Source organism: Pseudomonas sp., from assembly GCF_050739935.1.
Lineage (GTDB): Bacteria > Pseudomonadota > Gammaproteobacteria > Pseudomonadales > Pseudomonadaceae > Aquipseudomonas.
In genome coordinates this window covers 23,661-37,146 of the sequence record NZ_JBOICF010000127.1, presented here as the reverse complement: position 1 = coordinate 37,146, position 13,486 = coordinate 23,661, and the positions used below count along the sequence as shown (strand labels likewise).

Annotated in this window: 11 protein-coding genes and 1 pseudogene; 5 read left to right on the top strand and 7 right to left on the bottom strand. The window is 59.6% G+C overall.

The features are described 5' to 3' along the window. Positions 1–52: 52 nt before the first annotated feature. Positions 53–785, bottom strand: a pseudogene (locus ACRER8_RS25320) (histidine kinase); the annotation flags it as partial. Positions 786–915: 130 nt separating this feature from the next. Between ACRER8_RS25320 and serB the strand changes: the two are divergent. Next, on the top strand, positions 916–2,133 hold the full coding sequence (gene serB / locus ACRER8_RS25315; RefSeq protein WP_431748904.1) for a phosphoserine phosphatase SerB: 1,218 nt from the start codon (positions 916–918) through the stop codon (positions 2,131–2,133). Between the two features lie 40 nt (positions 2,134–2,173). Here serB and ACRER8_RS25310 read toward each other — a convergent pair whose 3' ends face one another. The 4 genes from ACRER8_RS25310 to ACRER8_RS25295 form a co-directional block, all read right to left on the bottom strand. Beyond that, the gene (locus tag ACRER8_RS25310; protein WP_431748903.1) at positions 2,174–3,961 is read right to left on the bottom strand and encodes a molecular chaperone; all 1,788 of its coding nucleotides are present in this window, start codon (positions 3,959–3,961) and stop codon (positions 2,174–2,176) included. A 285-nt stretch (positions 3,962–4,246) separates the two neighbouring features. Next, the gene (gene asd / locus ACRER8_RS25305; protein ID WP_431748902.1) at positions 4,247–5,110 is read right to left on the bottom strand and encodes an archaetidylserine decarboxylase; all 864 of its coding nucleotides are present in this window, start codon (positions 5,108–5,110) and stop codon (positions 4,247–4,249) included. Positions 5,111–5,181: 71 nt separating this feature from the next. Further along, the gene (gene rhdA, locus ACRER8_RS25300; protein WP_431748901.1) at positions 5,182–5,997 is read right to left on the bottom strand and encodes a thiosulfate sulfurtransferase; all 816 of its coding nucleotides are present in this window, start codon (positions 5,995–5,997) and stop codon (positions 5,182–5,184) included. Positions 5,998–6,042: 45 nt separating this feature from the next. Next, the gene (locus tag ACRER8_RS25295; protein ID WP_431748900.1) at positions 6,043–7,578 is read right to left on the bottom strand and encodes an HDOD domain-containing protein; all 1,536 of its coding nucleotides are present in this window, start codon (positions 7,576–7,578) and stop codon (positions 6,043–6,045) included. Positions 7,579–7,788: 210 nt separating this feature from the next. On the opposite strand from ACRER8_RS25295, the gene motA reads away from it, so the two are divergent. Together motA and motB are read left to right on the top strand one after the other, a co-directional pair. Further along, positions 7,789–8,640 (top strand): flagellar motor stator protein MotA, encoded by an 852-nt coding sequence (gene motA, locus ACRER8_RS25290; protein WP_431748899.1) that lies wholly within the window; start codon positions 7,789–7,791, stop codon positions 8,638–8,640. A gap of 3 nt (positions 8,641–8,643) precedes the next feature. Further along, positions 8,644–9,681, top strand: a complete 1,038-nt coding sequence (gene motB, locus ACRER8_RS25285; protein ID WP_431748898.1) for a flagellar motor protein MotB — start codon at positions 8,644–8,646, stop codon at positions 9,679–9,681. A gap of 143 nt (positions 9,682–9,824) precedes the next feature. On the opposite strand, the gene rsgA is transcribed toward motB, so the two are convergent. Further along, the gene (gene rsgA / locus ACRER8_RS25280; protein WP_431748897.1) at positions 9,825–10,856 is read right to left on the bottom strand and encodes a small ribosomal subunit biogenesis GTPase RsgA; all 1,032 of its coding nucleotides are present in this window, start codon (positions 10,854–10,856) and stop codon (positions 9,825–9,827) included. A gap of 112 nt (positions 10,857–10,968) precedes the next feature. Between rsgA and orn the strand changes: the two genes are divergently transcribed. Further along, positions 10,969–11,505, top strand: a complete 537-nt coding sequence (gene orn, locus ACRER8_RS25275; protein ID WP_431748896.1) for an oligoribonuclease — start codon at positions 10,969–10,971, stop codon at positions 11,503–11,505. Between the two features lie 91 nt (positions 11,506–11,596). Then, entirely contained in the window at positions 11,597–12,208 is a 612-nt protein-coding gene (locus tag ACRER8_RS25270; RefSeq protein WP_431748895.1) for a trimeric intracellular cation channel family protein, read from the top strand. 153 nt (positions 12,209–12,361) lie between these two features. Here ACRER8_RS25270 and queG read toward each other — a convergent pair whose 3' ends face one another. Next, on the bottom strand, positions 12,362–13,471 hold the full coding sequence (queG, locus tag ACRER8_RS25265) for a tRNA epoxyqueuosine(34) reductase QueG (protein WP_431748894.1): 1,110 nt from the start codon (positions 13,469–13,471) through the stop codon (positions 12,362–12,364). Between the last annotated feature and the right edge of the window lie 15 nt (positions 13,472–13,486).

Sequence of the window (13,486 nt, the reverse complement as noted above, 5' to 3'; positions counted from 1 at the left end):
GGGTCGCTCAAGTCGCTGGCATCGAATTCCGGCGAGGTATCTTCTTCGTCTTCGACCTGCTCCGGTTCCGGAACAGGTTCCGGCTCAGGCTCAGGCGGTGCATAGGAAGTCTTGAGCTGGCGCGCCAGATCACCGATTTCATCCTGGCGATCAGTGGCCGGGGTGTACGGATCGATGTACCGCAGCCACATGCGCAATTGCAGCATAGGCGTGGAGATATGCCGCCCCAAACGCAGGCTCAGGGCCAGCGCCAGGGCCAGCAGGATACCGGCCAGAATGCCCATGCTTTGCAGGCTGATGGTCAATGGCTGCTGGAATTGGGACATGTCCAGGCTGATGCGCAGCGTACCTGCGACCACATCCTGGAAGGTGATTTTTATCTCGTAAAGTCCCTCCGCTTCGCCCAGCAGCCCATTTTTCGGACGTTGCCCCGCTTCGGCAAGGATGCGGTTGTCCACGCTGTAGATCGCAGCATGGGCGACCAATGGATTCTTCACCAGATTCCCCAGCAATACGTTGAGGCTGAGAATGTCGTTGGACACCAATAGCTCAGTGGCGGAGGTCGCGGTTTGCGTGGTCAGGGCCTGCCCCAATGCGTCCGCCTGTTCGTGCATGGCTTGCTTGAACTGCAAACCCATCACGCAGGCGTAGATCACCAGAGCCAGCGCGACGAGGATCACGTTATGGCTGGCGATGCGCAAAGCAATCGGAACACGTCGATGACGCAATGCCCGGAAGATCAGCAAGAAGAAATTATCGGTTTTTACTGGCGTGGGCCGGTTCACTGAGCACGGCTCTCTTGGAGAAGTTGGGGCGCAGTATAGCGAGCGACCTAGACGCGGCAAAGCGCTCACTGTGCCCGGCGGTCACTGAAAGTGAGTAGAATGCGGTTTTTTTCCACTGCGGGGGTGCGGCTTGCGCGAAATTGTCCTGATAAACATCACAGGTCTTGACCGTCCGGGTCTTACCGCGGCCATTACTGGCGTTTTGGCTCAAGGTGGCGTGAATATCCTGGATATTGGTCAAGCGGTGATCCACGACGCCTTGTCGTTCGGCATTCTGGTCGAAATCCCCGACACCGAACCGGGCGCTGCGGTGCTCAAGAATATCCAGGCCAAGGCAGATGAACTGGACCAGCAGGTTCGCTTCACCCAAGTGTCCGAAGCCGATTACCAGCATTGGGTCGACGGCCAGGGCAAGGCGCGGCACATCGTGACCTTGCTGACCCGCAAAGTAACCGCCGAACAGCTGCAAACGGTCAGTTCGATCACCGCCAGATACGGCCTGAACATCGACCGCATCGATCGTCTCTCCGGACGCATGCCGCTGGATACGCCGACCGACAAGAGCAAGGGCTGCATCGAGTTTTCAGTGCGCGGCGAACCCGCAGATACGCAGGAAATGCAGGCCGAATTTCTGCGTGTGGCGCAGGAGCTAAACGTCGATATCGCGTTTCAGCAGGATTCGCTGTTCCGCCGCAATCGTCGTCTGGCGGTGTTCGACATGGACTCGACGCTCATCGAGGCCGAGGTTATCGACGAACTGGCCAAAGCGCATGGGGTTGGCGAGCGCGTTTCGGAAATCACCGAGCGGGCGATGCGTGGCGAACTGGACTTTCGCGCGAGCTTCAAGGAGCGTCTGGCGCTGCTCAAAGGGTTGGACATCAAGGTGCTGGACGAAATCGGTGCCTCGTTGCGTCTGACCGAAGGCGCCGAAGCCCTGTTCGCCGAACTCAAGCGTCTGGGTTACAAGACCGCGATTCTGTCCGGTGGCTTCACCTATTTCGCCCGCCAGTTGCAGGCCAGACTGGGCATCGATTACATCTTCGCCAACGAGCTGGAAGTGGTCGATGGCAAATGCACCGGCAACGCGATCGAACCAATCGTCGACGCACAACGCAAAGCTGACTTGTTGCGCGAACTGGCGAGCAAGGAAGGTTTGAGCCTGGAGCAGACCATTGCGGTCGGCGATGGCGCGAACGACCTGCCAATGCTGGCCATTGCGGGTCTGGGCGTCGCATTCCGCGCCAAGCCGCTGGTCAAGCAGTCTGCCAAGCAGGCGATCTCGACACTGGGGCTGGACGGTGTGCTTTACCTGCTGGGGTTCCGTGATCGGGAAGGGCGCAGCGCATAGAGCACAGTGCCCGGGGCGAGGTTAAGGCTTGGGCGACCGCCTACAACACCGTCCACAACGAATCGAATTCCTGCTCCGGCCCCACCTCCGGCGCGGGTTTCTTCGGTCCTTCAAGAATCTCGTATTCGAACTGGTTGTAGCTTCCGGTCGTCGCCCGACGCTTGCTCAGCGTGGCGCGACGCTCTTCGCCGTTGCTGTTGATCATCACCTTGCAACCATCCTCGAACGGCAAACGCGGCGCGATCACAGTGGCGGGGACGTCGATCACCCGCACCTCGGGCAACAGCAGCACGCGCAGATACTGGCTGCTCTGCTCGGCACGCAACAATTGCATGCCACACGCCTGAGCGAACGGGGCGATCAGTTCGACCCCCATTTGCGTGCCGCCGCTGCGCACCTGACGCACCCAGCGGACCACCGCGATGCTCCAGCCGTGCCCGTGATCCTGAATGCCAATCATCTCCCCGGCCTGCAATTGGTCCGGGACGTCTTTCGGCCAAGCCAGGCAGTAACCGCCGGGACTGTGGTTGACGATGTTCAGGCCGTAAGTCGCAAAACTCTTCTGTCCGTCCATTGCCGACGCGCCACCTTCGGATTCCTCACGCTGATATTCAATCTCTTCGAAGGGCAGCAGGGTGGTCGATGTGCCAGAGCGCTGAACGTCCATCGCCTGTGCCCACGGGTCGTCGCGCGTCGGCTCTATAGGCTGCAAAGTATAGTCGGCGACCTTGCCCACAGTCCCGGCGGGGACCAGTAACAGGTCGCTGAAGCTTTTCTGGCCACCGACGAAGTAGTGCAGCGCGCTCATGCCGACGCAGACCGTCAGCGTGCCTTGACCTGCGGTGCGCTGGAAGGCGCGCTCCGATACATCACCCCACGCCGCCGCCAAGTGATGCAGTACATCGATCGACAGGCCCGGGGGCACATGCAGATAGGACTGGGAACGCTGCTCCACGGGCATTTCGATGTAACGCTGCAACGCCGCCGATAGAGGCCGCGGGTTGATACCCAACAGATGGGTGCGCTGATCTTCGGTATACAGCGAGGTGTAGCGCGGCGCCGTGTCGGTGGTGTGGGCCACGGCATAGAGGCTGGCGTCATCGATTGGTTGCTGCAGCGTGACCATCGAACTCCAGGCGTCGAGTGCATCGGCCAGCTTGCCGATGTTGTGCTGACGCATCTGATTGCAGCGCGAGCAGCCCATCAACAATGCCACGACGTAGGTCTGTTCCACGGTCAGCGTGCGCGTGTGATGGGCCTCTTTATCGGCCACCGGAATGTTGTGCAGCTGATTCTGGCGGGCGATCTGATAGATCTGATGCAGCTCCAGCCACAGCCCGTCCTGTACCGGACAGTAAAGCTGGTTGGCGCGAATCAGGGGGCCGTTGAGGCAGTGCAGGGCGCGTTGCAGCGCAGTAGTCAGCAGCGTGGTGCGGTCCCGGCTGAGCTTGGGTGCCACTCTGGCGATGATTTGCTTGTAACCGATCGCGAGATGGTTCTGCAGCGCCTGACACAAGTTGGCGACCTTGCGCGGGCGTTCTTCCAGAACCACCGATTGATTGAGGAAGTGCCGTTCAAGGTGCCTGCACACGAAAAAGACTTCCGGGCGCAGCAGTTCCAGCAATTGCAAGCGGTTGTCGCTGGGAGTCAGAAGCTGATTGAGTTCGCCCAAGCCCTGATAAAGCTGACGTGCCATTTCGCCCAGGTTGGCTTTGGGAAGGGTAGAGATCCAGCGCTTCAAGTCTTTCGGCGTCCCATCGCAGAACGACAGGCTCGACTGCGTCGGCACAGGGGCGCGCAACAACAGCGGGAGACTTAAATTACTCATGTGACAGGTAAACTCCAACAACTACTGGCCCAAATGGCTCCGACAGACTGCGAATGCAGTGATGCGTGACCGAGCGAAACGAGCAAGCTAACGTCAATTGAAAGCGAAGTTTCCTACGAGACTGACGAAAGACTCTAACAGCATTGAACCCTGTGAACAGCCTTTAATATCAAAATGACACTGTATCAGCGATGATACGGAGGCGTGCACTGGACCAACGGCGGGCTGCATCGGTCGTTGCAGGTCCCCGCCAAAAAAACGTTTCAGAACTTACTCAGGCAAGAATCAGGCCTGCACCGGGGTCGCCAGCAATTGGCCCATTCGCGTCGGCGAACCGGCCGCCAGTTGTTCGGCCCATTGCACTTGGTTCGGACCGAACAACACGATGGCCGTCGAACCCAGTTTGAAACGGCCCAGTTCGGCGCCTTTCTCCAGATAAATTGGCGCGCGGGCGGCTTCGTCGTAGCTGAAGCTTTTCAGCTCCCGCTTGGGCGGCGTCACCAGCCCGGCCCAGACAGTTTCAATGGACGCCACGATCATCGCACCCACCAGCACCACTGCCATCGGGCCGCGCTCAGTGTCGAACAGGCAGACGACGCGTTCGTTGCGGGCAAACAACTCGGGTACGTTTTCAGCCGTGGTCTGGTTGACCGAAAAAAGCCGCCCCGGCACGTAGACCATCTCGCGCAGAGTGCCAGCCAGTGGCATGTGAACGCGATGGTAGTCCTTCGGCGACAGGTAAATGGTTGCGAACTCGCCGCCCATGAAAGGCGCGGACAGGCGTGCATCGCCGCCCAACAGTTCCAGTGCACTGTAGCTGTGGCCCTTGGCCTGGAAAATACGACCATGATCGATCGGTCCCAACTGACTCACTGCGCCATCGGCAGGGCAGAGAATCGCACCGGGGGTTTCATCCAGAGGGCGCGCGCCTGGTTTCAGGGCGCGGGTGAAGAAGTCGTTGAAGTGCGGGTAAGCCGTCATGTCTTCGACCAAGGCCTGGGACATGTCCACCTGATAGCGGCGCACGAACCACTGGGTGAAGGCATTCTTGAACCAGCGCACTCGGCATTCGGCGACGCAGCCGGCCAGACGCGACAGCAAGTGATGGGGAAGCAGGTATTGGAAAAGAATAAACAGACGCTGTTTCATCAAGGTTCCTAAAGCGTTTCAAAAGGGCTTTTTCAATAGGTGAAGACAGATTGGGATTGCAAAAGCGCCGGTTATTTCTCGACCGGTGTATCCGGATGATTGCCCCATTCGCCCCATGAGCCGGCATAGCCCTTGATTCGCGGGTAACCCAACGCCTTGGCGACCAGGTAGGTAAAGCCGGAGCGATGGTGGGTCTGGCAATGGGTAATGACTTCTTTATCCGGAGTGATCCCCAGGCTTTCGAGAATTTGCGGCATGTCCCGACGAATCCGCAGATTGCGTGCCTGATCCATGCCTGCGGTCCATTCGAAGTTCACGGCACCCGGAATGTGACCGCCTTTGGCTGCCACGACCTTCTCCCCCGAATACTCGGTCGGCCCGCGTGCGTCCCAGATTGCCAGATCGTCAGCACCCAGTCGGCTTTGCAGGTACTCGCGAGTGGCGGTGGGTTGGTCATGCACGGTCACGGAGACAGGGCCGCCAGCAGGAGCCGGCACTTCGGTGGACAGCGGCAACCCCTCGGCCTGCCAGGACAGCAGGCCGCCGTCGAGGTAGTGATATTTCAAATGACCGATGACATCCAGCAACCAGATGAAACGACCGGCCCAACCGCCGCCTTCATCGTCATAGACCACGTACACCGCTTCCGGGTTGTGGCCCAGTTCACCGAACAGCGCTTCGAGTTGTGCCTGGGCAGGCAGCAGGCCGGGAGCCGGTGGCTGGCCCAGTTGCGTGCGCTTCGGATCGACGAAGCGAGCGCCGGGAATATGACCGGCCTCATAGCGGGCGGCACTGGTCAGGTCGACCAGAATCAGCTCTGAAGCGCCAAGGCGTGCCTGCAGATCTGCGGGCTCAATCACCAGCGGCAAGCTTGAGAAGGCAGACATGTAAGGTCTCCAGATCATGAAAAGAGGCGAATTGTAGCTCAGCCGTCAGCCATTGCGATGGCTAAAGGTTGTCAGCGCCTTCTCGATACATTGTCCGGTTTTTCCGAATGCCTGCACCGTTACCTCCGAGAGCGGTCCGCCACCCTGATCCGCAACGACGACCATCACCACCCGGCCATTACTGGCAAGAGAGCGGATCAACAGGTTTTCCCCCGAAAACAGGCTGCGCAGTTGCGGCGGCAGCAACGCGGAAAACTGTGCATTGTTGCTGGCGGTCAGGCGCAATTGAGCAGCCTGGGTCAAAAGCCGCTGCAGCACCGTGCTTTCCTTGTAGGGAATCGGCAGCGAGGCGGCGGATTTGTCCACGCCCGCGATCTGATGCACGCGAAGAGTGTCGGTCTTGCGATCGATCATCAGCAACACGATGCGCTGCATGCCCGATGCCAGCAAAGCGTCCCGTGCGCAGGTGGTCAGGTGCATCGCGTTGGTGAACACGCTGGGCTCTTTGAGCAAGTCGCCGCAGTGCTTGCGCCAGATATGCAGCGCTTCGGCAGAGGGCGGCGGTGCAGGCAGCAAATCTTTGTGCAGGCGTCGGCTGTTCCAGGGCCACAACAGTGCCTCCGCCGGATGCCAGACGCCGGGGACCGCGTGTTGACGGGCGCTGGCGGCGGCGTTGCGGTGCACCTGTTGCTGTAGATCCATCAATGGCTGTTGTAGATAAAGGCTGGTCAACAGCTGCCAGCGCAGATTGTGTGGGGTGTCCCAAGCCTGCTGTGCTGAAAGGGCCAGGCCGTTGGCCAGCAAAATCGTGTTGGCTGGCTGATTGAACCAGCGACGCAGCGGCAGATCGGCATCCAGTAGCTGTTGCTGCTTGAGCGAGTCGTCGCTTCCATGAGCGATGCGCAGCACTTTCACCAGATTGCGCTGCTCGCCGATCAACAGGCTGTAGCCCTGAGTGACCCAGATCGGCAGTTGCCAATGTTGCGCCAGCGCCTGACACAGCTGCACCAGGCGCACGCCGAACAGGGCCTTTTCGACGACCCTGGCCGACTCGCCCTTGTGGATGACCCGCAGCTCCCACTCTTCCAGCAGCTTGGGGTAGGCCAGCGCCATCGGCCATAACGGCGCGAGAAACAGCAGGCTGCCCAGATGGATGTCCTGCCACAGGCGCGCCAGTTGTTTGGCGAACAGACCATAAGCCTGTTGCGCTGCGTGCTGGCTGATCAGTTGCAACTGGCGCAACGCTACCGGGATCTTCTGCAACTCGAGGCTCGGCAAGCGCGACAGCAGAATGCCGGTGCGCGCCAGTCCCAGCCGATTCAGCGCAACTTCCAGACTCTCCGCAGGCTCGGCCAATCCGCCACTGTGCAGGTTGGCCTCGCGCAATACGCTGAGCACCAGCGCCGGGCTTTCCTGCATCAGGTCGGCGATCTCGCGCAGCGATCTGCGACTGTCGTTCAGCGCTGCGCTCACTTTCGCGTGGGCGATAGCGGGTACGGGCAGGGCGAGGCTGTCCAGTTGTTTGATCCAGGTATCGAGTGTCTGCGGAACCGGGAGCGACGAGGCTTTAGCTGATTGCATTCACAAGGCCCATACGGCTGGGAGATTTTGATCAGGATCGAATGGTGGCATCATGCTGGCCTTTGCGCTGTTGTGCCCGAGCCAGACGCCAGACGGGTTTTTCGCCTGATTTGACTATAGTCTGGCGCACTGGTGCCGATAAGGTGAACAAGAGTTTTGAACGCTTCTCGCACAATGACCATGAACCCGACTCAGTAAGTATTTTTATCTATGGCAAAAATTATCGGCATCATCGTCGTTTTCGCGAGCGTCCTCGGCGGCTACGTACTTTCCCATGGTCAAATCGCTGCGTTGATCCAGCCTTTCGAGGTTGTGATCATCGGCGGTGCCGCGTTTGGTGCATTTCTCCAGGCGAACCCAGGCTACATGACCATGCACGTCATCAAGAAATCCTTGAAGATGTTCAGTTCGCGTTTCACTCACGCCTTCTATCTGGAAGTGCTTGGCCTGATCTACGAAATCCTCAACAAGAGCCGCCGTGAAGGCATGATGGCGATTGAAGGTGATATCGAAGAACCGGAAAACAGCCCGATCTTCGCCAAATACCCAAGCGTGTTGAAAGACGCCAGGATGATCGCCTTCATCTGCGACTACCTGCGCATCATGTCGTCCGGCAACATGGCTCCCCATGAGCTGGAAGGCCTGTTCGACATGGAGCTGCTGAGCATGAAGGAGGAGCTGGAGCACCCGTCTCACGCGGTGACCGGCATCGCCGACGGTATGCCCGGTTTCGGTATCGTCGCGGCGGTACTGGGTATTGTGGTGACCATGGCGTCGCTGGGCTCCGGCGACAAGGCGGCAATCGGTCAGCATGTCGGCGCGGCGCTGGTCGGTACCTTCTTCGGTATCCTTGCGGCCTACGGTTTCTTCGGTCCGCTCTCCCAGAGCCTGGCGCACGACGCCAAAGAAGAAATGAACGTGTTCGAAGCGATCAAGGCTTCTCTGGTGGCCTCGGCGTCGGGCGTACCGCCGTCGCTGGCTGTCGAGTTCGGCCGCAAGGTGCTCTATCCGGCTCACCGCCCCAGCTTCAGTGAGCTGGAACAAGCTGTTCGCGGTCGCTGATTCATGGAAAACAATCAGCCAATCATTATCAAGCGCGTAAAGCGCTATGGCGGGGGGCACCACGGCGGCGCCTGGAAAATCGCCTTCGCCGACTTCGCGACGGCAATGATGGCGTTCTTCCTTGTGCTGTGGCTAATGTCTTCGGCCACGCCCGAGCAGTTGATCGCGATTGCCGGTTACTTCAAGGACCCTGTCGGTTTTTCCGACAGCGGCTCGCCCTACGTCATCGACCTCGGTGGTTCGCCGGAGATGTCGCCGGACCGGACGCTCAATCCTGATGTGAAATCCACGCCTGCACCGGACAAGGTGCCTGTGGATGCCGATAAAGAGGACGCGGCTGCCGAGCAGGTCGAGCAAGAGCGGCTTGAGATGCTGTTGCAGGAATTGCAGAACAAAGTCAACGAGAACCCGCAACTGGCGAAGTTCAAGGACCAGATATTGTTCGAAATCACCCAGGACGGTCTACGCATCCAGATCATGGATGCGGAAAACCGGCCCATGTTCGACATCGGTAGCGCGCGTCTGAAACCGTACTTCGAAGACATTCTGCTGGCGATGGCTGACACCATCAAAGCGGTGCCGAACAAGGTCAGTGTCAGCGGTCATACCGACGCGACGCCGTATGTGGGCAACAACGGTTTCGGGAACTGGGAGCTGTCAGCCGGCCGCGCCAACTCTGCACGTCGGGCGCTGATCGCCGGTGGTTATCCGGATTCGCAGGTTGCGCGGGTGGTGGGTTACGCCTCGTCTTCGCTGTATGACAAGGAAAACCCGAACAATCCGATCAACCGCCGCATCGATATCGTGGTTCTGACGAAAAAGGCACAGACGCGTATCGAAGGCGCCCAGAACGCGGGTGAAGCGCCTAAATCGGATGCTGCACCGGCTCCGGCCGCGCCGACCTCACCGGCGGCAAAGCCCGGCGCGTCGAGCGCAATCCCCGCCGTCGACCCCCAGGCCTATGCCCAGCCCCATGAGATTCGGCAGAAGCTGAACATCTTCGATCAAGGGCAGTTGAAGATTGAAGAGACAAGCAACTGACATTTCGTTCTGAAAAAACGCCGCGTTGATCGCGGCGTTTTTATGTTGGCATCTTTCTGACTCACCGCCTTCGCCAGCAGGCCAGCTCCTACATTTGTTCGGTGAAAATTCCCGAGATCAGCGCCGGCATGAGGCAGCTCAACCTAATAACTGCTCTCAGGCAAACTCGCGATGATCGAACGATAGCTGTTCATCCGCTGTTGCTGCACTCGACCATCTTCCAGAGCCTTGAGCAACGCACAGCCCGGTTCGCGGTCATGTTTACAATCGCGGAAGCGGCAGCGGCCTAGCAGGTCGTTGAATTCGATGAAGCCCGCTTCTACATCGGCGCGGCTGACATGGCCCAAGCCGAATTCGCGGATCCCGGGAGAGTCGATCAGGTCGCCGCCACGGGGGAAGTGGAACAGACGGGCGGTGGTCGTGGTGTGTGTGCCTTGCCCGGAATACTCCGATAACGGCCCGACACGCGTGCCCACTTCTGGCAGCAGGCTGTTGACCAGCGATGATTTACCGACGCCCGACTGGCCGACGAAAACGCTGATGTGGCTGTCTAGCAAATCCTGCAGTTGCTGCATGCCGTCGCCGTGATGCGCGGAGACTTCCAGCACCGGATACCCCAGCGTGCGATAAACCGCCAGCAGCGCATTGAGCGCCGGGGCGTTCTGCTCGTCGATGAGGTCGAACTTGTTCAGCAGCAGAAGGGGCCGAATGCCGGCGTGCTCGGCCGCCACAAGGTAGCGGTCTATCAGGTTGGCATGGGGCTCGGGTGCCGGGGCGAAGACAATGACGATCAAGTCGACGTTGGCTGCCACAGGCTTGAGTTGGCCCCGAGTGTCCGGTCTGCACAGTTCGGTGTTGCGCGGCAGTTGCGCGACGATCACGCCGATGCCCTGATTGCCAGCTCGCCAGACGACTCTGTCGCCCGTCACCAGCGCGGGCAGGTTGGCGCGCAAATGGCAGCGGAACACCTGCCCGCTCAGCTCGCCTTCCTGCGCCTCGACTTCCACTTGAACGCCGAAGTGCGCGATCACAAGCCCGGTCTGTTCAGGGCCCAGATCGCCGCCTTCCAGCGTTTCCAGGGCTTGCGATTCACGTTTGGCGGCGCGGGCAGCGCGCTCGCCTTGAATCTTTTCGATGCGCCAGTTCTGGCGGCGGTTGAGTTGGCGTTTGGCCATGGGTGTTCAGTGTCTCGTTTGATGACGCGTAAAGCTGCTTAAGATTGAAACGCGGGGGAGTCTAGCACGACGGCCTAAGCTAAACTGCGCGCCTACGCTTAGGAGCCGACATATGCAAAACAAGCAGAATCTGATCTGGATCGACCTGGAAATGACCGGTCTGGACCCTGATAACGACGTCATCATCGAAATGGCGACCATCATCACCGACAGCGAGCTGAACACGCTGGCTGAAGGCCCGGTCATCGCCGTGCACCAGAGTGACGATCTGCTCAACGGCATGGATGAGTGGAACACCCGCCAGCACGGCGGTTCGGGCCTGACCCAGCGCGTGCGCGAGAGCAAGATTTCCACCGCCCAAGCCGAGGCCATGACCCTGGAATTCATCAAGCAATGGGTGCCGGAGCGCAGTTCGCCGATCTGCGGCAATAGCATCTGCCAGGACCGTCGCTTCCTTTATAAGCGTATGCCGACGCTGGAAAACTATTTCCACTATCGCAACCTCGACGTTTCCACGCTCAAGGAGCTGGCTGCCCGCTGGTCGCCTGAGCTGAAGTTCAAGAAGGGCAGCACTCACCTGGCGCTGGACGACATCCGCGAGTCCATTGCCGAGTTGCAGTTCTACCGCAAGCACTTCATCAAGGTCTAAGCGGCGACGCGAAAGGGGCTGTCGCTCACGCCCTCTTTTGGTGCTCTGACCGAGTGGTTAGACTGCGCCCCTTTCTCGCAGGGATGCCACCATGCTGTTGATGCTTTACCTGATCGCCATTACCGCTGAAGCCATGACCGGCGCGTTGTCTGCCGGGCGGCGTGGCATGGACTGGTTTGGCGTGGTACTGATCGCTTGCATCACCGCACTTGGTGGTGGCTCGGTGCGGGACGTACTGCTGGGGCACTACCCGCTGACGTGGGTTAAACACCCGGAATACCTGATTCTCACCAGTGCTGCGGCGCTGGTGACGATTCTTATCGCGCCGCTGATGCGCCATCTGCGCTCGCTTTTTCTGGTGCTCGACGCCCTGGGGCTGGTCGCCTTTACCGTGATCGGCTGCACGACTGCGCTGGACATGGGCCTAAGCATGATGGTCGCGGCCGTGAGTGGCGTGATTACCGGCACGTTCGGCGGCATCCTGCGGGACATCTTCTGTAACGATATCCCGCTGATTTTCCGCCGCGAGCTATACGCCAGCGTTTCATTCGCTGCTGCCTGGTGCTTTCTGCTGTGCCAGCACGCGGGGCTGCCAATTGAGCAGGGCACGCTAATCACGCTGTTTGGCGGGTTACTGCTGAGGTTGCTGGCAATCAAGTTTCACTGGGAGATGCCCAAGTTCATTTATAAGGATGGGCATTGAACAACTTCGGTGAACCGGGCTGCACGTTATGGTGGGCTGCGGAATCCTCTGTGGGAGCGACTTCATTCGCGAGACGTCGTGACAGCCGACACATCTCTGTAGCCCGAGCATCTTTCGCGAAGGAATTCGCTCTCACAGATCACCATCCGCCAATCAGCTAGCGGGTTTGCTCGCATGCTGGCGCAATGCCCATTCCACATGCTCGCGCACCATCTCTGAGGGATGCTCGCGCCGCGCCTTCAGCGCCTCGATCACTGGAATGCTCGACGGCGCATTTCCCAGCCCCACTGCCAGATTCCGCAGCCACCGCTCATAGCCCGCACGACGCAGCGGCGAGCCTTCGGTGTTGCTGAGAAAGGTCGCTTCGTCCCACAGAAACAGCGTGGTCAACTCGGCGTTATCCAGGCCATGGCGCGGCTTGAAGTCATTTTGATCGGTCGGCCGGGCGAAGCGATTCCAGGGACAGACGATCTGGCAGTCATCGCAGCCGAACACCCGGTTGCCGATCAGTGAGCGCAACTCTTCGGGAATCGAAGTCTTCAATTCGATGGTCAGGTATGAAATGCAGCGCCGCGCGTCCAGTACGTAAGGCCCGACGAAGGCATTGGTCGGGCATACATCCAGGCACGCGTTGCAACGCCCACAGTGCTCGCTGGCGTGGGGCGGATCCACCGGCAGCGGCAGATCGACGAACAACTCGCTCAGGAAGAAATAACTGCCCGCCTTACGATTGAGTACCAGCGTGTTCTTGCCGATCCAGCCCAGCCCGGCTTTCTCGGCAATGGCCTTTTCCAGTACTGGCGCGCTGTCGACGAAGGCGCGAAAACCGAATGGCCCGATGGCCTGCTGAATTCGCTCGGCCAGTTGCTGCACGCGCTTGCGAATCAGCTTGTGATAATCGCGGCCCAGGGCATAGCGCGAAACGTAGGCTTTTTCTGGCTGAGCCAGCAGCTGCGCCATCTGCGTGTCACCCGGCAAATAGTCCATGCGCAACGAAACGACCCGCAGCGTACCCGGCACCAATTCGTCCGGATGCGAACGTTTGCTGCCATGCGCTGCCATATAGTCCATCTCGCCGTGGTAACCGGCCTCGAGCCAACGTTCAAGATGCTGCTCATGTTCCGCCAGATCCAGTCCGGAGATGCCGACCTGCTGAAAGCCAAGCTCACGCCCCCAGTCCTTGATCGACAGGGCAAGCTCGGTCAACCCGGCAGCCGTTAAAGGTGCTGGGTTTGTTGATGGATTGACGGTAATAACGGACATGCAGGGAGGACACCG